Source organism: Amycolatopsis suaedae (assembly GCF_004214935.1).
Lineage (GTDB): Bacteria > Actinomycetota > Actinomycetes > Mycobacteriales > Pseudonocardiaceae > Amycolatopsis > Amycolatopsis suaedae.
In genome coordinates, this window is sequence record NZ_SFCC01000002.1 from 224,094 (window position 1) to 243,949 (window position 19,856).

20 protein-coding genes are annotated in these 19,856 nt (G+C 68.8%); 10 read left to right on the forward strand and 10 right to left on the reverse strand.

What is annotated here, in order from left to right:
• The first annotated feature begins 13 nt into the window (after positions 1-13).
• From EWH70_RS04250 to EWH70_RS04265, 4 genes are all read left to right on the forward strand, one after another.
• Entirely contained in the window at positions 14-244 is a 231-nt protein-coding gene (locus tag EWH70_RS04250) for a hypothetical protein (RefSeq protein ID WP_130473902.1), read from the forward strand.
• Positions 245-533: 289 nt separating this feature from the next.
• Complete coding sequence (locus tag EWH70_RS36690; RefSeq protein ID WP_420809031.1) at positions 534-701, forward strand: hypothetical protein; 168 nt, start codon at positions 534-536, stop codon at positions 699-701.
• Between the two features lie 62 nt (positions 702-763).
• Positions 764-2,476 carry an alpha/beta hydrolase gene (locus EWH70_RS04260; RefSeq protein ID WP_165436145.1) on the forward strand — a complete coding sequence of 571 codons (1,713 nt, stop codon included), beginning with the start codon at positions 764-766 and terminating at the stop codon, positions 2,474-2,476.
• A gap of 21 nt (positions 2,477-2,497) precedes the next feature.
• Complete coding sequence (locus tag EWH70_RS04265; protein WP_130473905.1) at positions 2,498-3,115, forward strand: LppA family lipoprotein; 618 nt, start codon at positions 2,498-2,500, stop codon at positions 3,113-3,115.
• Positions 3,116-4,498: 1,383 nt separating this feature from the next.
• On the opposite strand, the gene EWH70_RS04270 is transcribed toward EWH70_RS04265, so the two are convergent.
• A complete protein-coding gene (locus tag EWH70_RS04270) occupies positions 4,499-5,692 on the reverse strand; it encodes an ATP-binding protein (protein ID WP_130473906.1) in 1,194 nt (397 codons plus the stop codon).
• Between the two features lie 79 nt (positions 5,693-5,771).
• Positions 5,772-6,512, reverse strand: coding sequence for a MerR family transcriptional regulator (locus EWH70_RS04275; protein WP_130473907.1), 741 nt, complete (start codon positions 6,510-6,512; stop codon positions 5,772-5,774).
• Positions 6,513-6,621: 109 nt separating this feature from the next.
• Between EWH70_RS04275 and EWH70_RS04280 the strand changes: the two genes are divergently transcribed.
• On the forward strand, positions 6,622-7,650 hold the full coding sequence (locus EWH70_RS04280; RefSeq protein WP_130473908.1) for a glycerophosphodiester phosphodiesterase family protein: 1,029 nt from the start codon (positions 6,622-6,624) through the stop codon (positions 7,648-7,650).
• A 120-nt stretch (positions 7,651-7,770) separates the two neighbouring features.
• A complete protein-coding gene (locus EWH70_RS04285) occupies positions 7,771-8,319 on the forward strand; it encodes a DoxX family protein (protein WP_165436146.1) in 549 nt (182 codons plus the stop codon).
• Here the strand turns inward: EWH70_RS04285 and EWH70_RS04290 are convergent.
• The 3 genes from EWH70_RS04290 to EWH70_RS04300 all read right to left on the reverse strand — a co-directional run bounded on the left by EWH70_RS04290 (position 8,312) and on the right by EWH70_RS04300 (position 11,420).
• The gene (locus EWH70_RS04290) at positions 8,312-9,109 is read right to left on the reverse strand and encodes an ABC transporter permease (protein WP_130473909.1); all 798 of its coding nucleotides are present in this window, start codon (positions 9,107-9,109) and stop codon (positions 8,312-8,314) included. The genes EWH70_RS04285 and EWH70_RS04290 overlap by 8 nt on opposite strands.
• On the reverse strand, positions 9,106-10,053 hold the full coding sequence (locus EWH70_RS04295) for an ATP-binding cassette domain-containing protein (RefSeq protein WP_130473910.1): 948 nt from the start codon (positions 10,051-10,053) through the stop codon (positions 9,106-9,108). The genes EWH70_RS04290 and EWH70_RS04295 overlap by 4 nt, the downstream gene beginning before the upstream one ends.
• A 74-nt stretch (positions 10,054-10,127) precedes the next feature.
• The gene (locus EWH70_RS04300; RefSeq protein WP_130473911.1) at positions 10,128-11,420 is read right to left on the reverse strand and encodes an acetyl-CoA C-acetyltransferase; all 1,293 of its coding nucleotides are present in this window, start codon (positions 11,418-11,420) and stop codon (positions 10,128-10,130) included.
• Positions 11,421-11,491: 71 nt separating this feature from the next.
• Here EWH70_RS04300 and EWH70_RS04305 point away from each other — a divergent pair, with 71 nt between their 5' ends.
• Together EWH70_RS04305 and EWH70_RS04310 are read left to right on the forward strand one after the other, a co-directional pair.
• Positions 11,492-12,832, forward strand: coding sequence for a 3-oxoacyl-ACP reductase (locus tag EWH70_RS04305; RefSeq protein WP_130473912.1), 1,341 nt, complete (start codon positions 11,492-11,494; stop codon positions 12,830-12,832).
• 2 nt (positions 12,833-12,834) lie between these two features.
• Positions 12,835-13,677: a MaoC family dehydratase gene (locus EWH70_RS04310; protein ID WP_130474235.1), complete on the forward strand. Its 843-nt coding sequence runs from the start codon at positions 12,835-12,837 to the stop codon at positions 13,675-13,677.
• Here the strand turns inward: EWH70_RS04310 and EWH70_RS04315 are convergent.
• Positions 13,671-14,333, reverse strand: a complete 663-nt coding sequence (locus EWH70_RS04315) for a TetR/AcrR family transcriptional regulator (RefSeq protein WP_130473913.1) — start codon at positions 14,331-14,333, stop codon at positions 13,671-13,673. The genes EWH70_RS04310 and EWH70_RS04315 overlap by 7 nt on opposite strands.
• 125 nt (positions 14,334-14,458) lie before the next feature.
• Here EWH70_RS04315 and EWH70_RS04320 point away from each other — a divergent pair, with 125 nt between their 5' ends.
• Both EWH70_RS04320 and EWH70_RS04325 read left to right on the forward strand, forming a co-directional pair.
• The gene (locus EWH70_RS04320) at positions 14,459-14,959 is read left to right on the forward strand and encodes an SCP2 sterol-binding domain-containing protein (RefSeq protein ID WP_130473914.1); all 501 of its coding nucleotides are present in this window, start codon (positions 14,459-14,461) and stop codon (positions 14,957-14,959) included.
• 117 nt (positions 14,960-15,076) lie between these two features.
• Complete coding sequence (locus tag EWH70_RS04325; protein WP_165436164.1) at positions 15,077-15,622, forward strand: SCP2 sterol-binding domain-containing protein; 546 nt, start codon at positions 15,077-15,079, stop codon at positions 15,620-15,622.
• Here the strand turns inward: EWH70_RS04325 and EWH70_RS04330 are convergent, their stop codons facing one another.
• The 4 genes from EWH70_RS04330 to pdhA form a co-directional block, all read right to left on the reverse strand.
• Entirely contained in the window at positions 15,623-16,072 is a 450-nt protein-coding gene (locus EWH70_RS04330; protein ID WP_130473915.1) for an FxsA family protein, read from the reverse strand.
• A 97-nt stretch (positions 16,073-16,169) separates the two neighbouring features.
• The gene (locus EWH70_RS04335) at positions 16,170-17,462 is read right to left on the reverse strand and encodes a dihydrolipoamide acetyltransferase family protein (RefSeq protein ID WP_130473916.1); all 1,293 of its coding nucleotides are present in this window, start codon (positions 17,460-17,462) and stop codon (positions 16,170-16,172) included.
• Positions 17,463-17,475: 13 nt separating this feature from the next.
• Positions 17,476-18,504 carry an alpha-ketoacid dehydrogenase subunit beta gene (locus EWH70_RS04340; protein WP_130473917.1) on the reverse strand — a complete coding sequence of 343 codons (1,029 nt, stop codon included), beginning with the start codon at positions 18,502-18,504 and terminating at the stop codon, positions 17,476-17,478.
• The gene (pdhA, locus tag EWH70_RS04345) at positions 18,504-19,709 is read right to left on the reverse strand and encodes a pyruvate dehydrogenase (acetyl-transferring) E1 component subunit alpha (RefSeq protein WP_130473918.1); all 1,206 of its coding nucleotides are present in this window, start codon (positions 19,707-19,709) and stop codon (positions 18,504-18,506) included. Before pdhA ends, EWH70_RS04340 begins: the two co-directional genes overlap by 1 nt.
• Positions 19,710-19,856 lie beyond the last annotated feature (147 nt).

Sequence of the window (19,856 nt, forward strand, 5' to 3'; positions counted from 1 at the left end):
AGGACAAGGGCAGATGAGCACGCGACGTGATGAGCCGGGTGAGGATTCCGTGTCACGGGCCGAACGCAAGACGGCCGAATGCCTGGATAACGTTGCCGACGACCTGACCGAGGTCGCGGACAGGCTGCGCCGAGCGGTTGAGGATGGCACGGTGCCGCCGAACGTGGCAGCGCGACTTATCCGGCATCTGGAGAGCCTGACCGCACGGATGCGAGAAACCGAACCACCCGGCGTCAACGACTGAGTAGAAATACCTAGATATCCCTGCGTGGATCTCCTTCAGTGGTGAGTGACACCCCCACTGAGGGTGACCGGCTGGTTGATAGGCCGCGCGGTCTTCCCATAGTGTGATTGAGCGACTACGGGAGGGAGCCGCTGTGTCGGGCTATCAAGTGGTGATCGACGGCATCAGATCCGCAGGTCAAGCCGCAGGACGTGTGGCCGATGGCCTGCGTGGGGTGGACTGCGCGGCAGCGGTACCCACGGGGGACGCCGGGGTGCCGGGGGCGCGTTGCGTGGGCAAACTGGCGTCTGTGAAGCAGGCACTGGAGGGCCGTGAAGCCCGCTTCGTCTCCGGTCTGGGCGACTATGCGGGCAGCATGGGGCAGGCCGCGCACCTCTACAGCGGCCGTGAAGACGCCGCCGCCCGTGATCTGACGGTCGCAGGCCAGCCCCTGCCCTCAGGGCGGCGGCCCGTCTGATGGTCACCTGGGGAGAGGTCAGACGCTGGCAGCCCGGCCCGCTGCAGAACGCGGTCGGGCCGATGAACGACGCTTACAACAAGATCATCGCCTGCGGTGACGACCTGCGGGCAGCTGGCACGCCGTATGGCTGGTCCGGGCAGGCCGCGTCAGCGGCAGCGGGCAAGATCAACGCGATCATCGACGGGCTCGAAGAACACGCGGCGGATGTGGCGGCGGCTCGCCGGTCCTTCGGTGACACCGGCGACGCGATCACCGGCGTGGTGAACGGGGTGCGTGAAGCCGAGGACTTGGCTAAGGCGCATCACTTCAGCATCGGCGATGACGGGGCCGTGATCGACCACGGCCCGCCCCCAGATACCCCGGAGGACCAGAAGGCCGCCGTCGCCGAGGAACGCAAGGCCATCGCTGAGGAAGTCCGTGAGCGGGTCATCCAGGTGTTGCGCAGTGCTACCGACGTTGATGACGACTTCTGCGCGGTGCTGGACAAGATCTTGTCCGAGCACACCATCGATGCCGCCGCGACCAGCAACGACCAGACCAGTCTTGCGGCGGCCGGCAACGCCGGACACATACTCGGCTCGCTGTCCGTCCCAGCGCCCCCGCCGGACGGGGCAACCGCCACACAGAACGCGGCATGGTGGGCATCCCTGTCCCGCAATCAGCGGCTACAGCTCGTCGCCGACAGGCCAGACCTGGTAGGCAACCGGGACGGCCTCCCGGCCACCTACCGCAGCCAGGCCAACCTCAACGCGATCCCGAAGGAACGCAACCGGCTCCGCACCGAACTCGACAACCTCAAAGCTCAAGCATCTGGCGCGACCCCCGCTGAGGCGCTCATGCTCAACCTGCAAGGGCAGGAAATCGAGAACAAACTAGCCTCCCTCGACAAGATCGACGAAATGATGTACGTAGCACCCGGCCAAGTGAACCCTGACCGTCAGTTGCTGTCGCTGGACATGTCGGGCGACTCCGCGATGGCAGCCGTAGCCAACGGTAATGTCGACACCGCCCGTCACGTCGCGGTGTTCACTCCCGGCATGAATTCCGCCGTCAACGAAAACATGCTGGGCTACGTCAAAGAAATGGAGAGCGTTCAAAGGCACTCCGAATATATGTCGGAACGGTTCGGCGATGAGGGATCTGTGGCGACGGTGACATGGCTGGGTTACGAGCCGCCACGGGTTCCCGATCTTGAGGCGAATTTCCTGGAAGTGGGTAAAACGGGAGGTGACCTCATCGGGGGCTATGAAGCCGACAAGGGCGCCGAGAAGCTGGCGAGCTTCAACCAGGGCATCAATGCTTCCCGTTCTGACGACCCGCACTTGACAGCCCTCGGGCATTCCTACGGCTCACTCACCACCGGCATCGCGTTGCAGCACAACACCGGGGTGGATGACGCGGTGTTCTTCGGATCGCCGGGAATCTCGGACGCCCCTGATATCCCAATCTCTCCGGACGGAGTCAATAACGAGATCAAGGACCTGAAAATACCGCAGGGACACGCCTACAACCTGGAAGCCGATGGCGACGCCGTCGCAGACATCGGCAAGACCGGTCGATTCGGCAGCGACCCGGGAACCATGTCCGGCATGCAGCAACTATCCACCGAAGGCGCGGTCACGAAAGACGGCAAGCAGGTGTTCGGCGTTACCGGCCATAGCGACTATCTGAAGTCCATCGGTGATGGACCGGACAAGATGCATAGCACCAGCCTCCACAACATGGCTTCCATCGTGGCAGGACTTCCGACAATGGCAGTCCGCACACCCTAACGAAAAGAGCACGAACGTCTGATGCCCTACCGCAACCGTGGATTAGCAATCACAGCCCTGACCCTCGTGGCAACGCTGACCGTCGGCTGCGGTAACAGTGCAGACCGCTACTTCGGTAACGAGACGAGCAAAAACACCATGCCCTCCCAAGAACAATTCCAACAACTCATGTCTCGCCCCACGGTCGAGGAAGCGGCCGCCAGCAACGAAGAAATGCTTCGCCAACTGCGCGAACGCCTGTCGGCCGAGTTGAACGTTAAACCCTGGATAGAGAAGCCGGATACCGCCTCCAACTATGGAGGCTGCATGCAGGAATTCTCAGAAGTACACGGGTGGGATGCAACTATTATCGGATCGAGCCTTTGGTCCACAGAAGCTGCCCTGTCTGGAGCCGATTGGCAGCGAGGCAAGCAAATAGCCAAAGAAATTGGGGCACAGTTCGGCTTCACGAAGGTAGCCCAGGAGAGCGATCAACAAACTGACTTGTGGCTGCGCGACGATTTTGGCGCCGAACTCAAATTTGGCTCTGGCAATCGAACTGCCGTGAGTGTCACCACCGGTTGCCACCTCTACGCAGAGGCGAAGAAACGCGGAACGCCACGCCAAGGCTCCACGACCGCCACACCTCCGCCCACATAAGGACAGCCGGTTGCAGTGACTGGTCGCGATCCTACTGTCGCTGCGTTCAGGGGAACCGCACGGCGACTTCAACGCTCTCCCCGCTTCGCCGTGGCTCGCGCGCCGACGCCGCGCAACCGGCCTACCCCCGTCCCGAAGGCGGGACAGGTGCCCGCAACCCGTCCCAGTCACGGGACGGGACGAAATGGCCTCTGACCTGGACGAACACGCCTAGGACGGCTGGGACAGCCTCGCTGGCACCCGTCCCAGAAGCTCAGAACCTCCCTGCGCCCCGCACCTTGAGACTGTCCGGCCACCAGCTTCCTCACGCACGCGCTCAACTCGCCCAGCGACGGCGTATCGCCAGGTCACAAGTAAGTAAACAAATAACGGTTCGCATTGGGGAACTTGAACTCCCCCAATGCCACATTGGGGGAGTTTGCTGGGTCTCTTTCGTGGTGACGGCTGGGTCTGCTGGGCCGGGTGTGACTGGTGAGGCCGCGACCGCCGGGCGGGAAGGTCGGTGAAGGCCACCTTCATCCCGTCAGACGACACAAACTCGGCCTTCACACCAGCACCGGGCTTCCGCCCACCTGTCCGTGGCAAGCATGCCGTGAAGGGGGCACTCACGGCATCAGACGTCAGGGCCCCGGCAAAGTCGGGAGTCGTGGGCGCGATTGCCGTGAGGGCCCCCTTCACGGCATCAGACGCCACCACATCCGCCCTCACCCCGGCACACCCGCCCCACCAGCCTCGAACACCACAACCACCCCACCAGCCACCACGAACGAGACAACCCCAGCAAGCACCAGCTTGACCTCAAGCCCGCGTCTCGTGATCCGGAACCGGCGCGCCGGACAGTGGAACCAGCCGGGCGGGAACAGACAACTCGCGGGTCCGGAACGGACGACTCGCGCGAGCGGGCCGGTCACGCAGGCGACCGGCGCCACGGGAGAACCGGCGTCCACATCGTGAGTTCTGCGCTCACGCACGCGAGTTCTGCGTTCCGGCCCGCGAGTTCTGCGCTCGGGACCACCGCCCACCCCGCTGCACCCGACTTTGCCGGGGCATCAGACGCCGTGAGCGCCCCCTTCACGGCACAGTCGGCGCGGGTTGGCTTGTCTCGTTCGTGGTGGCCGGTGGGGCTGCTGAGCCCGCTGTGACCGTTGTGCTCACAGAGGTCGCTACACCCGGGCCGGCAAGCTCATGAAGGCCACCTTCATTCCGTCAGACGACACAAACTCGGCCTTCACACCAACCCACAACCCCACCCGCCCCAGCCACCGCAACAGCACCAGCGATCACCACGAACGAGACCCCACACCCGCAGCCAACGGCACCATGCTTGCGAATCACGCAACCAAAGGACCCCTCGCAACAGCGCCACAGCCGCGATCGGGAGCGTCAGTCGGCGCGGCTCAGCAGGTAGTGGCCGAAGTGGGGCACGGTGAAGGCGATCCGGCCACGCACGGCGGAGTAGACCAGGCCCTTCTTCATCAGGCTGTCCCGCGCGGGCGACAGCGACGAGGGCTTGCGGCCCAGGTAGACGGCCACGTCCGAGGTCCCTGCGGCCTCGTCGCGGCCCTGGGTCAGCTCGGCCATCGCCAGCAGGTACTCCCGCTCCGCGGGCGTCGCCCGCTCGTAGCGCGAGCCGAAGAACCCGACGGCCAGCTCCGATTCCGCCTCCGGCGCGGCGACCTGCACGTCCTGGACGGTGATCGGGTCCGCCGGGGCGGCGTCCCACGCGGCTTTGCCGTAGGCCTGGATGAAGTACGGGTAGCCGCCCGACGCGTCGAACAACGCGTCCAGCGCCTCCGGGACGATCCCGGCGTCCTCCCGTTCGATCGGCGCCAGCACCGCGCGGTCGGCTTCCGAACGGTCCAGCCGGTCGATCCGGGCGTAGCGAAAGAGCCGTTCGGAGTATGACTTCGACGCCGACAGCACCGCGGGCACGTGCGGCAGTCCCGCGCCGACCACGACCAGCGGCGCCCCGGACTGGGACAGCTCGTGGCAGGCCGCGCACAGCGCCGACACGTCGTCCGGCCCCAGGTCCTGGATCTCGTCGATCAGCAGGGCGACGCCGGTGCCCACGTCGGCGGCCAGCTCGGCGACGTCGGTGAACAACTCGACCAGGTCGATCTCGATATCGCCGGAGTCCGCGCGGCCCTGGGCGGCCGGGACGTCGATGCCCGGCTGCCAGCGGTCACGCAGCTTCGCGTCCGGCTTGGCGGCCCGCAACGCGAACGCCTTCAGGACGCTGAGCACCTGCTCGACGCGGTCGGGCGCGCGGTGGCGCACCGCCAGGTCCCGGATGGCACGGTGCAGCGCGGCCGACAGCGGTCTGCGCAGCTCGGACTCGGGCCGGGCCTCGATCTTGCCTGCGCCCCAGCCCCGGCGGACGGCCATCGACCGCAGCTCGCCCAGCAACACCGTCTTGCCGACGCCACGCAGGCCGGTCAGGACGAGGCTGCGTTCCGGGCGGCCACGCGCGACCCGTTCCAGCACGACCTCGAAGGCGTGCAGCTCGCGTTCCCGGCCGGCCAGCTCCGGCGGACGCTGCCCCGCACCGGGGGCGAACGGGTTGCGGATGGGGTCCACTCTGGGACCGTATCCGCGTTTCTAGGCCGGGTCCAATACTGGCGAAGAAAGGGGTAGGTCTGCAGCCCTACCCCACGGCCTACAGGTTGCGCTCCGCGTAGACCTTCATCGCGTCGCGGACGAACTCCGCGGCGCCCTTCTCGTGCTTGTCGTAGACCTCGGTGAATCGAGGGTCGGCGACGTACATCTCACCCAGCCCGGCGAAGTACTCCTTGCTGACCTCGACGGTCTGGCTCAGCCAGCGGTGCTGCCGCCCGGCCAGCGCCTGCGCGACCTCACCGTCGGCCGGCTCACCGGCACGCAATGCGGCGCCGAAGTCGACGGCGATCGACGTGCCCTCGTCCTGGAACGCCTTGCGCTCCTCGGCGGACAGCGAGCGCCACCAGTTGTCACCCCGCTCGTAGGCGTCGCGACCCCAGCGGCGGACGACCTCCTCCTCGTACCGAGTGTGGTCGAAGCCGGCGAATGCCTCTTCTGCCATCAGTTGTTCACCTCCTTCCAGTTTCCGCAGTGTCGTCCGTACCGACTCGATCTGGCGGCCGATGCGCTCGCGTTGCTCCTCGAGCACCTCGAGATGTGTCGTCAGCGCCGCCGCGGTGTCCCGCTCCCCGGCGAGTACCTCGCCGATCGCGGGCAGGCCCAGCCCCAGCTGTCGCAGCAGCAGGATTCGCTGCAGCCGCACCACGGCCCGCTCGTCGTAGAAGCGGTACCCGCTGCGGCCGACCCGGCTGGGCCGCAGCAGCCCCACGTCGCCGTAGTGACGCAGTGTGCGGCTGGTCGTCCCGGCCGCACTGGCCAGCTGCTGGATGGACCACTCCACCCCGTTTCCCCCTTGATCTCCGTCGGTGAAATCCACGATAGAAGTTGACGCTACGTCAAAGTCAACCCGACTTTTCCCGCCGATCACCCGTTCGTGCTTGGCTGCTCGAATGAGAAGACTTCTGCTGGTCGCGGTGGTGCTGAGCCTGCTGGTGCCGGGCACCGCGCAGGCCTCCGGCCGCCGTGACTTCGACATCCAGGCCCACCGCGGCGGTCTCGGCCTGACGGTGGAGGGGACGCTCGCCGCCTTCGCCAAGGCGATGACGCTCGGCGTCACCACCCTCGAACTCGACATCCAGATCACTCGCGACGGCCGCGACGTCGTCACCCACGACCGGAAGACGAACCCGGCCAAGTGCCGGGACACCGCGCCGGCCACCCCGGGCGACCCCGATTTCCCCTACGTCGGCAAGTACGTCAAGGACCTGACGTTCGCGCAGGTCCGCACGCTGGACTGCGGCTCGCTGCGGCAGCCCAGCCACCCGAACCAGGAACTCTCCCCCGGCGCGAAGATGCCCACGCTGGCCGAGGTGTACGCGCTCGCCCGCGAGCACCGTGCCTGGGGCATCCGGTTCAACGTCGAGACCAAGGTCGAGGCGGCCGCACCACACGAGACGGCACCACGCGAGCAGTTCGTCCGGCGGGCGGCGTGGGAGATCACCCGCTCCGGCTTCGCGCACCGCACCACCGTGCAGAGTTTCGACTGGGGCGCGTTGATGCTGCTGAAGCGCACGGCGCCGTGGCTGAAGACGGTCGCGCTGACTCAGCCGGAGTTCCTGCAGGTCGGTCAGCCCGGCCGGTCGCCGTGGCTGGGCGGCCTGGACATCGACGACTTCGGCGGCAGCCCGGTGCGGGCGGTGCGCAGCTTCGGGGCGAGCGCGCTGTCGCCGGTGCACGGCAACCCGCAGGGTGGCAGCGTCAACGACCCCGGCTACCAGCCGTTCACCACGGCGGCGCTGGTGCGCGAGGCGCACCGGGCGGGCATCGAGGTGGTGCCGTGGACGGTCAACGACAAGCCGACCATGCACAAGCTGATCGACGACGGCGTCGACGGCATCATCACCGACTACCCGGACCGGCTGCGGGAGGTCGCGGCCGAGCGCGGCTTCCGCCTGCCGAGGGCCTATCCAGCTCGCTAAAGCTTTATAGCTCAGATTCTAGAATCATGTAGAGGGTGCTAGCGGCCGGTCGGCGCGTGAATCCACGCGGTTTTGGGTAGCTTCGTCAGTGACCGGGAACCTGCGTGAAAGGCGAGGACCGTGATTGTGCGTCGGCTGGCCCGCCCCCTGCTCGCGTCCATCTTCATCTTCGGTGGCATCAACGCCCTGCGGTACGCCGAGGGGCACGCGGAGCAGGCCAAGCCCGTGCTCGACAAGCTCGGTGAACGGGCCGACGCGCTGCCCGCGTCGATCCCGACCGACCCGGTGACGCTGGTGAAGATCGACGCCGGCGTCAAGATCGCCGCCGGCTCGCTGCTGGCGCTGGGCAAGATGCCGCGGCTGGCGTCGCTCGCGCTGCTCGGCAGCCTGGTCCCGACCACGATCGCCGGTCACCCGTTCTGGGAGGAGAAGGACCCGCAGCAGCGCCAGCAGCAGCTCATCCACCTGCTGAAGAACGCCGGTCTCGCCGGTGGCCTGCTGATCGCGGCCGCGGACACGCACGGCAAGCCGTCGCTGGGCTGGCGTGCCCGCCGGGCCGCCCGCAAGGCCGGCGAGCAGATCTCCGACACCGCCGAGTCGACCCGCAAGTCCGCCCGCAAGGCGGCCAAGCAGGCCCGCAAGCAGGCCAAGGACCTGATCCCTAGCTGATCCGGCGGTACCGCATGGTCGCCAGCGGCGCGAACACGGCGATGATGCCGACGCAGCACAGGATCGAGTAGAGCACCGCGTTCTCCGCCGGCCAGCCGGTGGGCGGCTCGCCGAAGCGGTTGCCGAACAGGTCCCTGGTCGCGTTGATGACCGCGGTGAACGGGTTCCAGTTCGCGATCGTCCGCATGAACTCGGGCAGGTTCTGCACCGGGACGAACGCCGAGGAGATGAAGCTCGCCGGGAACATCCACATCAACCCGGCACTCTGCGCGACCTCGACGCTGCGGGCCATCAGGCCGACCAGCGCGCCCACCCAGGACAGCGCCCACGCGAACAGCAGCATGATCAGGTAGCCGGACACGGCGTCGACGAAGCTGCCCCGGATCCGCCAGCCGACCAGCAGGCCGCACACCGACATCACCACCAGCGCGAGCACGCTCACCACCAGGTCGGACAGCGTCCGGCCGACGATCACCGACAGCCGGGACACCGGCAACGCGCGGAACCGGTCGACGATGCCCTTCTGCAGGTCGTTGGCGAAGCCCACCACGGTGAACGACGAGTTGAACGCCATGAACTGCGCGAACACCCCAGCCACGATGAACTCCCGGTAGCCCGCCTCGCCGGTCGGGCCGCCGACGGCGTTGCCGAACACAGTGGAGAACAGCACCACGAACAGGATCGGCTGCAGCGTCGCGGTCAGCAGCCAGTCCGGATTGCGGCGGACGTTGAGCAGGTTGCGCCAGGTGATGACCGTGCTGTCGGCACACGCCTTCAACAGCCCGCTCACCGCTCGCCGTCCCTGGTCAGCGCGAAGAACACCTGGTCGAGCGTCGGCCGGTGCAGTGCGACGTCACGCACCACGATGTGCCGGTCGTCCAGCCGGCGTAGTGCCTCGACCAGCGCCTTCGGCCCGGTGTCGACGAGCACCTCCGCGCGCCGGGTGTGCTCGTCCCAGGTCGGCAGGCCGGTGCCGACGGCGCTGAGGATCCGCAGCGTCTCGGGTGCGTCAGCGGCCTCGACGACCAGTTCGAGCCGCTCGCCGCCCAGTTGTTCCTTCAGTCCGTCGACCGTGCCCCTGGCGATGACCCTGCCGTGGTCGACCACCACCACCTCGTCGGCGAGCTGGTCGGCTTCCTCCAGGTACTGCGTGGTGAGCAGCACCGACGTGCCCCCGGCGACGAGTTCCCTGATCACCGCCCAGGTGTCCTGCCTGCCGAGCGGGTCGAGGCCGGTCGTCGGCTCGTCCAGGACGACCACGGGTGGCTCGGCGACCAGCGCACCGGCGAGATCCAGCCGCCTGCGCATGCCGCCGGAGTAGCCCTTGGCCGGACGGTCGGCCACCTCGTCGAGGCCGAACCGCCGTACCAGCGCCCGCGCCCTGGCACGCGCGTCGGTCCGGCGGCAGCCGTACAACCGGGCGACCAGGTAGAGGTTCTCGTAACCGGTGAGGTGCTCGTCGACCGCCGCGTACTGCCCGGACAGGCCGATCGACCGCCGGACGGCGTCCGGCTCGGTCAGCACGTCGTGCCCCGCCACCCAGGCCCGGCCGGAGTCCGGGCGCAGCAGGGTGGTCAGGATTCGAACGGTCGTCGTCTTTCCGGCGCCGTTCGGCCCGAGCAGGCCGAGTACCCGGCCCGGTGGCAGTTCGAGGTCGACCTGGTCCAGTGCCCTGGTCGGCCCGTAGGTCTTGACCAGGGCTTCGGCACGGACCGCCAACGAGAGGTTCCGCATCGGCCCGCACTCCCCTGTTCGGCTCGAAACCAGACTAGGAAGGGTTGCGGGTCGAATGCGTCAGCCGGTTGGGCTTACTTCTCCAGGATCGCTGTTACACCTTGGCCACCCGCGGCACAGATCGAGATGAGTCCCCGGCCGGAGCCCTTCTCGTGCAGCAGCTTGGCCAGCGTGGCGACGATCCGGCCGCCCGTTGCGGCGAACGGGTGACCGGCGGCCAGCGACGAGCCGTTGACGTTCAGCTTCGACCGGTCGATCGACCCGACGGCCTCGTCCCTGCCCAGCTTCTCCTTGGCGAAGGCCGGGTCCTCCCACGCCTTCAGCGTGGCCAGCACCTGCGAGGCGAACGCCTCGTGGATCTCGTAGAAGTCGAAGTCGCCCAGGCCGAGCCCGGCGCGGTCAAGCATGCGCGGCACCGCGTAGGCGGGGGCCATCAGCAGCCCCTCGCCGCCGTGAACGTAGTCGACGGCCCCGGTCTGCGAGATCGTCAGGTAGGCCAGCACCGGCAGCTTGTGCTCCTTGGCCCACTGCTCGCTGGCCAGCAGCACCGCCGACGCGCCGTCGGACAGCGGCGTCGAGTTGCCCGCGGTCATCGTCCCGTCCTGGCCGCCGAACACCGGCTTGAGCTTGGCCAGCTTCGCGGCCGACGAGTCAGCCCGCAGGTTCTGGTCCCTGGTCAGGCCGAGGAACGGGGTGACCAGGTCGTCGAAGAAGCCGCGATCGTAGGCGGCGGCGAGGTTGCGGTGGCTGGCGGCGGCCAGCTCGTCCTGGTCGGCCCTGCTGATGTCCCACTCGCGTGCGGTCAGCGCCGCGTGCTCGCCCATGGACAGGCCCGTACGCGGCTCGGCGTTGCGCGGGATCTCCGGCACGATGTGCCCCGGACGCAGGCGCGTGAGCAGCTTGAGCCGGTCGCCGACCGACTTCGCCGCGTTGAGCCGGACCAGGATGCGGCGCAGGGAGTCGTTGACGGCCAGCGGCGCGTCGCTGGTGGTGTCGACGCCGCCGGCGATGGCCGAGTCGATCTGGCCCAGCGCGATCTTGTTGGCCACGTTGATCACGGCCTGCAGGCCGGTGCCGCACGCCATCTGCACGTCGGACGCGGGGGTGTCCGGCGACAGCCTGCTGCCGAGCACGCTCTCCCTGGCCAGGTTGAAGTCCCTGGAGTGCTTGAGCACCGCGCCCGCGGCGACCTCGCCGATGCGTTCCCCCTGCAGGGCGAACCGGCTGACCAGCCCGTCCAGCGCCGCGGTGAACATGTCCTGGTTGGACGCGTTGGCGTACGGCCCGTTGGAGCGGGCGAACGGGATGCGGTTGCCGCCGAGCACGGCGACCTTGCGGACCTGCTGCGAGGCTTTCCTGGTGGCCATACTCACCAGTGTAACCTACCCGCGAGTAGGTTAGGCTGGAGCGTGACGCACCCGGCACCGAAGGGAAAGCCATGGCGGACAGGTACCAGCAGTTCACGAGGAGCCCGATCGGCCGGTTCCTGGTTCCCAAGCTCGGCCTGCCCAGTCCCGCGCCGCTGCGCCGCTACCGCAGGGGCGAGCCGCCGCTGGACGGGCCCGCGCTGGTCGGCTCGGCCCCGGGTGGACGGCTGGCCAAGGTGGTCGACGACCAGCTCGCCGCCGCGGGCATCGAGGTGCTGTCGCTGCCCGACGGTGGCCGCAGGCACGGCGCGCTGGTGTTCGACGCCACCGGCGTCACCGAGCCCGCCCAGCTGCGCGAGCTGTACGACTTCTTCCACCCGGTGATGCGTGGCATCGGCCCGTGCGGCCGGGTCGTCGTCCTGGGTACGCCGCCCGAGCAGTGCGAGGGCACCGAGCGCGTCGCGCAGCGGGCCCTGGAGGGGTTCGTCCGCTCGGTCGGCAAGGAGCTGCGCCGCGGCGCGACGGCCCAGCTCGTCTACGTGGCGCGGGGCGCGGAGGAGGCGGCCGAGTCGACGCTGCGGTTCCTGCTGTCCGGCAAGTCGGCGTTCGTCGACGGCCAGGTCATCCGGGTCGGCACGCACACCAGCACGGCGAGCGCGCCGGAGTCCTGGGAGACCCCGTTGGCCGGCAAGGTCGCGCTGGTCACCGGCGCGTCCCGGGGCATCGGTGCCGCTATCGCCGAGGTACTGGCCCGCGACGGCGCGCACGTCGTCGCGCTGGACATCCCGGCCCAGGGCGGGGACCTCTCGAAGGTGGCCAACGAGGTCGGCGGGTCGGCGCTCCAGCTCGACATCACCTCGGCGGACGCGCCCCGGACGTTGTCCGAGTACCTGAGCCAGCGGCACGGCGGCGTCGACGTCGTGGTGCACAACGCGGGCATCACCAGGGACAAGACCCTGGCCAACATGGCGGCGGGCGCCTGGGACGCCGTGCTGTCGGTCAACCTCGCGTCGCAGCTGGCCGTCAACGACCGCCTGCTCGCCGACGGCGTGCTGCGGGACAACGGCCGGATCATCGGCGTCTCCTCGATCGCGGGTATCGCCGGCAACGTCGGCCAGACCAACTACGCGACCAGCAAGGCAGGCGTGATCGGCATGGTGGACGAGGGCGCGGCCCGGCTGGCCGAGCGCGGCGCCACGATCAACGCCGTCGCGCCCGGGTTCATCGAGACCAAGATGACCGCGGCCGTCCCGCTGGTGATCCGGGAGGCGGGCCGCAGGATGGCCAGCCTGTCGCAGGGCGGGCTGCCGGTCGACGTCGCCGAGACCATCGCCTGGTACGCCAACCCGGCGTCGTCCGCCGTCAACGGCAACGTCGTCCGGGTCTGCGGCCAGGCCCTGCTGGGAGCGTGACCATGGTCGTCAAGGAACTCGACTCGCCGCCGAGCCTCGCCACGCTGTACCCGAAGGCCGTGCTCGGCGGGCTGCGGTCCTCCGGCGGCGACACCCTGCCGGACACCGAGTTCGCCCGGTCCGGCGTCGTCGTCGACCCGGCGCACCTCGCCGCGTACAACGGTGTCTGCGGCTTCCGGCTGGAGGACCGGCTGCCCGCCACCTACCCGCACATGCTGGTGTTCGGCCTGCAGATGGCGTTGATGACCGAGCCGGACTTCCCGTTCCCGCTGCTGGGCATGGTCCACCTGGCCAACCGCATCACCGTGCACCGGCCGGTGCTGCTCGGCGAGACGTTCGACCTGCGGGTGCGCGCGGAGAACCTGCGCCCGCACGAGCGCGGCAGGCAGTTCGACGTGGTCAGCGAGCTGACCGTGGGCGAGAGTCCGGTGTGGACGGAGGTGTCGACCTACCTGCGCAGGGGCGGTGGCACCGGCGGCAAGTCCGGCGACCGGCTCGCACCACCGTCGCCGACCGCGATCTGGCGGGTGCCCGCCGGCATCGGCCGCCGCTACGCCGAGGTCTCCGGCGACCGCAACCCCATCCACCTGCACCCGCTGACGGCGAAGCTGTTCGGCTTCCCGACCGCGATCGCGCACGGCATGTGGACCAAGGCCCACGCGCTGGCGGCGTTCGAGGGCAGGCTGCCCGACGCCTACACCGTCGACGTGCGGTTCAAGCAGCCGGTGACGTTGCCGGCGAAGGTGGCCTTCACGTCCTGGGAGCACGACGGCGGCTGGGCGTTCGAGCTGTGGCGGGCCGGCAAGCCCGTGCCGCACCTGTCCGGCTCGATCGGCCCCTACTGAGCGCCGGTCGGCTTCCAGACGTCGCCCTCGACCAGGTCATTGAAGCCCAGCCAGACCAGGTTCATCAGCCAGGACGCGAGCACGCCGTCGGGGATGTCCGGGTGGTCCAGTGCCCAGTCGGCGAGCGACTCGGCCGCGCCGACCAGCGCGGCCGCCAGGCCCTCGCCGGACCGTTCCGCCTCGGCGGCCAGGCCCTTGCGGCTGCCCGCGGACACCACGAGCGCGGCGACCAGCTCGATGGCCCGGCCCCGCATGGCGGTGACCTCCTCGGCGAAGCTGCCGCCGACGGTGAGCGCCTGCCGGTGCAGGACCGTCCACGATTCCCGGTACTCGGCGACGAACCGGTAGAACGAGCGCAGCCCGTGCCACAGCTGCATGTCCGGGGCGACCTCGGGCTGGATCCCGGCCTGGATGGCCTCCAGCAGCCGGGCGGCCTCCCTGCGGATGCAGGCGCCGAACAGGTCCTCCTTCGAGCCGAGGTAGGTGTAGATCATCGGCTTGGACACCCCGGCCACGTCGGAGATCTCGTCCATCGAGGCCGCGTGGTAGCCGTAACGCGAGAACACGGACACCGCGGCGTCGAGGATCTGCCGTTCCCTGACCGCCCTCGGTAGCCGCTTGGCCCGCTCGGGTGCTCGCTGTACTTCCTCTGACACACCTACCTCCTCGTGTGGGTCAAAGTACCTGGATGCCCCCCGACCGGGTTACCGCGACGCTCTTGTCGACGTTACCTACTCGTACGTAGACTTACTGGCGAGTAAAATAAGGTCGGGAGGCGCGCATGACGGACATCGGTGGGCTCGACGGCCCGGCGCTGGCGGAGATGCTGCGCGGGGTTGACCTCGGCGAGATCGAGCCGGAGCAGTTCGCGCAGCTGGTGGCCACGGTGACGCCCGCGCAGCTGAAGATGATCACCGACGACCCGCAGCTGCGGGAGATCGTGCTCGGCGAGATCTTCGGCCGGATGAGCAAGCACCTGCGGCAGCAGCGGGCTCGCGACCTGAACGCCGTGATCCGCTGGCGGCTGACCGGCGGCAGCGGGCCGGACGGCTACGACCGGTACGAGACGATCATCTCCGGCGGCACCTGCACGGTCAGCCGGGAGCCGTCGGATCGCAAGCCGAGGGTGACGATCACGATCTCCCCCGCCGACTTCATCCGGGTCATCACGCACCAGGCCACGGCGGCGACCCTGTTCGTGACCGGAAAGATCAAGGTGAAAGGTGACCTCGCTTTCGCCGCGGGCCTGACCGGCTATTTCGACCTTCCCCGCGCGAGCTGAGGTTACTTTCCAGTACACTCCATTTTCGTGTCCACTCGATATTCCGGTACCTGGTGGGACAGATTACGTCGCCGTCGTTTTCACCGGCTTGCCGCCGAGGTGGAGAAGCCCGCGGTGGTGGACGCGTTCGCCAGGGAGATCGACATCTCCGCGCTGTCCGCCGAGCAGTTCACCCAGGTGCTGGAAACCTTGCACATGCTGGACTCGGCCGGGTCGGGCATCGAACTGGGCGGGTTGTCGACCCCGACGCTGGTGAGCGTGGTCAGCCGCGCGTCGAAAGAACAGATCAACGCAATTGCCGAACACGATGTGTTACGGCCGGTGTTTCTCGACGAGATATTTCGCCGGATGGCCGACCAGGTGATCGAGGAAAAGGCCAGGAATGCGTCTTTCGTGATCGGCTGGCGGTTTACCGACGGCGACGGTGACGGCGGGTTCGACCGGTTCCAGACGGTGGTCGAGGACGGCGTCTGCGTGTCCAGCGCCGACCTGGGCAGGGAGCCGGACGCGACCGTCACGCTATCGGCAGCCGACTTCATCCGCATGGCCACCGGCTGTGCCGCGCCCACGGCCATGTTCGTCACCGGCAAGGTCCGGGTGAAGGGCGACTACGCCCTGGCGGTCCGCTTCTCCAGCTACTTCGACATCCCCAAGCCGGAGTGATCAGCCCTCGATCACCGGGCGGGTGTGGTCCGGACGCGGGTCGTTCGGGACGACCTCGCTGTCCACCACGATGGTGGCGCCGGCAGGCCTCGGCATCGACGCGACCCGGCGCTCCACCCGCCGCACCCAGGCACGGCGCAGCGGCTTGCGGGTGAACGGCAGGAGCAGCAGCAGACCGAACACGTCGCTGACGAACCCGGGCAGCAGGATCAGCACACCGCCGAGCGCGACGAGCATGCCGTCGGTGATCTCGTTGTGGGCCGGACGGCCCGCTCGCGCGGTGTCCATGAACGCCCTGGCCGCCTTGCCGCCCTCGCGCCTGGCCAGCCAGGAGCCGAGGAACGCACCGGCGACCAGCAGCCCGATCGTGCCGAGGAAGCCGACGGCCGACCCGACGGCCCACACGGCCACGACCTCGGCGACGACGTACAGCAGCAGAACGACAGCCATACCCGCTCAACGCCCGAAACGTCCGCGTCGTTCCCGGCACGTGAAGGCCACCTTCACCACGTGAGACGTAATGAAGGTGGCCTTCACGAGCAGTGCGTCAGAACAGGAACGCCGTCGCCGGATCGGACAGCAGCGCGCCGACGTCGGCGAGGAACTGCGAGCCCTGCTGCCCGTCGATCACCCGGTGATCGAACGACAGCGACAGCTGCATCACCTTGCGGACGACGATCTCGCCGTCGACCACCCACGGGGTGTCCCGGATGGCGCCGAGCGCCAGGATCGCGGACTCCCCGGGGGTGATGATCGGCGTGCCGGTGTCGACGCCGAACACGCCGACGTTGGTGATCGTGAACGTCCCGCCGACCATGTCCTCCGGCGGGGTCTTGCCCTCCCGCGCGGTGTTCGTAAGCTGCTCCAGCGACCCGGCCAGCTCGGCCAGTGACTGCCGCTCGGCGTTGCGGACCTTCGGCACGATCAGCCCGCGCGGCGTGGCCGCGGCGATGCCCAGGTGGACGTAGTTCTTGTAGATGATCTCCTGGGCGTCCTCGTCCCACAGGGCGTTGACGTCCGGCGTGCGCTTCACCGCGAGGCACACGGCCTTGGCCGCGAACGCCAGCGGGGTGAGCTTGATCCCGGCGAACGCGGGCGTCTTCTTCAGCTTGTCCCGCAGCTCCATCATCGGCGTGACGTCCAGCGTCAGGAACTCGGTGACGTGCGGAGCGGTGAACGCGCTCTGCACCATCGCCTTGGCGGTTGCCTTGCGCACGCTCCTGATCGGCACCCGCCGCTCGTCCAGCACGCCGGAGATGCTCTCCACGGGCTCGGCCGGCGCCGGAGCGGCCGCCCGCTGGACGTCCTCCCGGGTGATCACGCCGCCGCCGGCCGTCCCGGCCAGTGCGTGCAGGTCGACGCCGAGGTCCTTGGCCAGCTTGCGCACCGGCGGCTTGGCCAGCGGTACGTAGCCACCGGGGGCCGGCGCCGGGGCGGCCGTGGCCACCGGAGCGGGTGTGGTGTCCTTGCGTGCCCGCCGCTTGGCGACCGTCGTCTTGGAGCCGTAGCCGACCAGCGGCTTCATCTCCTCCTCGGCCGGAGCCTCGGCGGCAGGCGCGGAGCCGTTGCCCGACGGTGCCGCGGGCGCGCCACCGGGATCGGTGTCGACGGTCAGGATCGGCGTGCCGACCTCGACCGTCTGCCCCGGCTCGACGTGCAGCTCGGTGATCACCCCGGCCCACGGGATGGGCAGCTCGACCGCGGCCTTCGCGGTCTCGATCTCGACCACGATCTGGTTGACGGTGACCTCGTCGCCCGGCTGGACGCGCCAGCTCAGGATCTCGGCCTCGGTCAGCCCCTCCGCCGTGTCGGCAAGGGGAAACTGCTTGTAGTTCGGCATTCGATGTTCCCCCTTACCAGTTCAGCGAGCGGTCGACGGTGTGCAGGACCCTGTCCAGGTCGGGCAGGTAGTCCTCTTCCAGCTTCGTCGGCGGGTACGGGGTGTCGAAGCCGGTCACCCGCAGCACGGGTGCCTCCAGCGAGTAGAAGCACTCCTGCTGGACGCGGGCCGCGATCTCCGAGGTCAGCGACGACTCGCCGGGCGCCTCGCTGATCGCGATCAGCCGGCCGGTGCGCCGCACCGACTCGAACACCGGGTCCAGGTCCAGCGGCGACAGCGTGCGCAGGTCGATCACCTCCAGCGAGGTGCCTTCCTCCTCGGCGGCCGTTGCGGCGTCCAGCGCCACCTTGACCGACGGCCCGTAGGCCACCAGCGTCGCCGCCGTGCCGGTGCGGACGACCCGGGACGCGAACAGCGGATCGGGCGTGGCGGACGGGTCGACCGGCGCCTTCAGGTTGCCCGAGTGGTACAGCCGCTTCGGCTCGAAGAACAGCACCGGGTCGTCGGTGGTGATGGCCTGCTGGATCATCCAGTAGGCGTCGACCGGGTTCGAGCAGGACACCACCTTGAGGCCCGCGACGTGCGCGAACAGCGACTCGGGCGACTCCGAGTGGTGCTCGACCGCGCCGATGCCGCCGCCGTAGGGCACCCGGATGACCACCGGCACCTTGATCTTGCCCTGGGTGCGGTAGTGCAGCTTGGCCAGCTGGCTGGAGATCTGGTCGAAGCCGGGGAAGATGAACCCCTCGAACTGGATCTCGCACACCGGGCGGAAGCCGCGGACGGCCAGGCCGACTGCGGTGCCGATGATGCCGGACTCGGCCAGCGGCGTGTCCAGCACGCGCTGCTCACCGAAGTCCTTCTGCAGGCCGTCGGTGATCCGGAAGACGCCGCCGAGCTTGCCGACGTCCTCGCCGAGGACGATGACCTTGCTGTCGGCCTCCATGGCCGTGCGCAGACCCAGGTTGATGGCCTTGCCGATGGTCAGGTTCTGCACGGCCGAGTTCGATACGTCCACAGTGGACTTCATGGTCGCGGTCATCAGTGCTCACTCCCCGCGAAACCGTCGAGGTAGGCGAGGTACTCGCGGCGCTGGGCCTCCAGCACCGGCGAGGGCTCGGCGTAGACGTTGGAGAAGATCCGGTCCGGCGGCGGGTCCGGCATGTTGAACACGTGGTCGCGCAGCTCGGCCGCGAACTGGTCGGCCTCGGCCTGCACCTGGTCGAAGAACGCCTGGTCGGCGCCGCCGCCACGGGCGAGGTGGGCCCGGACCCGCTCGATCGGGTCCTTCAGCTTCCACTCCTCCAGCTCGTCGGAGAGCCGGTAGCGGGTGGGGTCGTCGGTGGTGGTGTGCGCGTCCATCCGGTAGGTGAACGCCTCGATCAGCACCGGGCCGTTGCCGTGCCTGCACTGCTCCAGCGCCCAGCGGGTCACCGCCAGGCAGGCGAGGACGTCGTTGCCGTCGACGCGGATGCCGGGGAAGCCGTAGCCGCGGGCACGCTGGTACAGCGGCAGCCGGGACTGGCGCTCGGTCGGCTCGGAGATGGCCCACTGGTTGTTCTGGCAGAAGAACACCAGCGGCGCGTCGTACACCGCGGCCCAGACGAAGCCCTCGTGGACGTCGCCCTGGCTGGTGGCGCCGTCACCGAAGTAGGTGATCGTCGCCTCGCCGTCGTCGTCACCGACCTTGCCCTCGAACTTCTGCCCCATGGCGTAGCCGGTGGCGTTGAGGACCTGGTTGCCGATGACGATCGTGTACGGGTGGAAGCCGTGCCTCTTGAAGTCCCACCCGCCGTGGTCGGTACACCGGAAGATGCCGAGGAGCTCGCGGAAGTCGACACCGCGGGTGTAGGCGACCCCGTGCTCGCGGTAGCTGGGGAAGGCCATGTCGGTGGGCTTGAGCGCGCGGCCGGAGCCGATCTGCGCGGCTTCCTGGCCCAGCAGCGGAACCCAGATGCCGAGCTGGCCCTGCCGCTGCATCGCGTTCGACTCGCGGTCCGCGCGGCGCACCAGGACCATGTCGCGGTACAGGCCGCGCAGCGCCTCGTGGTCGACGTCGGAGACGTACGGGTCGAACTGGGCGGACGGGATGCGCTCGCCCTCGGGGGTCAGCAGCTGAGTCAGCTCAGCGCCGCCTTCGGATGTGGTTCGCAAACCTGCGATCACCTGCTCGGGGGTTGGTGCGGCCGCGGTGGCGGCCGGCCCGGCGCCCGGCTCGGGATGCGTCCACTGTTCGGGGGACGACATGCGATTGACTCCTCGGTTCGGTGCCGCGCAGCCGCTTGTGGCGACTACCACGACATCGCCGGCGGCCGCGAACGCGTCGGTCGAAGCGCTCGGGTCCGTCAGCGGTGACGGTTCACGGCAGCCATCCTGGCACGAAGCCGCCGATCT

Bases quoted from the DNA above. Each gene is read 5' to 3' on its own strand.
- EWH70_RS04250 (WP_130473902.1), top strand. From the start codon at position 14: ATGAGCACGCGACGTGATGAGCCGGGTGAGGATTCCGTGTCACGGGCC.
- EWH70_RS04260 (WP_165436145.1), top strand. From the start codon at position 764: ATGAACGACGCTTACAACAAGATCATCGCCTGCGGTGACGACCTGCGG.
- EWH70_RS04265 (WP_130473905.1), top strand. From the start codon at position 2,498: ATGCCCTACCGCAACCGTGGATTAGCAATCACAGCCCTGACCCTCGTG.
- EWH70_RS04280 (WP_130473908.1), top strand. From the start codon at position 6,622: ATGAGAAGACTTCTGCTGGTCGCGGTGGTGCTGAGCCTGCTGGTGCCG.
- EWH70_RS04295 (WP_130473910.1), bottom strand. From the start codon at position 10,053: ATGCGGAACCTCTCGTTGGCGGTCCGTGCCGAAGCCCTGGTCAAGACC.
- EWH70_RS04300 (WP_130473911.1), bottom strand. From the start codon at position 11,420: ATGGCCACCAGGAAAGCCTCGCAGCAGGTCCGCAAGGTCGCCGTGCTC.
- EWH70_RS04305 (WP_130473912.1), top strand. From the start codon at position 11,492: ATGGCGGACAGGTACCAGCAGTTCACGAGGAGCCCGATCGGCCGGTTC.
- EWH70_RS04310 (WP_130474235.1), top strand. From the start codon at position 12,835: ATGGTCGTCAAGGAACTCGACTCGCCGCCGAGCCTCGCCACGCTGTAC.
- EWH70_RS04320 (WP_130473914.1), top strand. From the start codon at position 14,459: ATGACGGACATCGGTGGGCTCGACGGCCCGGCGCTGGCGGAGATGCTG.
- EWH70_RS04330 (WP_130473915.1), bottom strand. From the start codon at position 16,072: ATGGCTGTCGTTCTGCTGCTGTACGTCGTCGCCGAGGTCGTGGCCGTG.
- EWH70_RS04335 (WP_130473916.1), bottom strand. From the start codon at position 17,462: ATGCCGAACTACAAGCAGTTTCCCCTTGCCGACACGGCGGAGGGGCTG.
- EWH70_RS04340 (WP_130473917.1), bottom strand. From the start codon at position 18,504: ATGACCGCGACCATGAAGTCCACTGTGGACGTATCGAACTCGGCCGTG.
- pdhA (WP_130473918.1), bottom strand. From the start codon at position 19,709: ATGTCGTCCCCCGAACAGTGGACGCATCCCGAGCCGGGCGCCGGGCCG.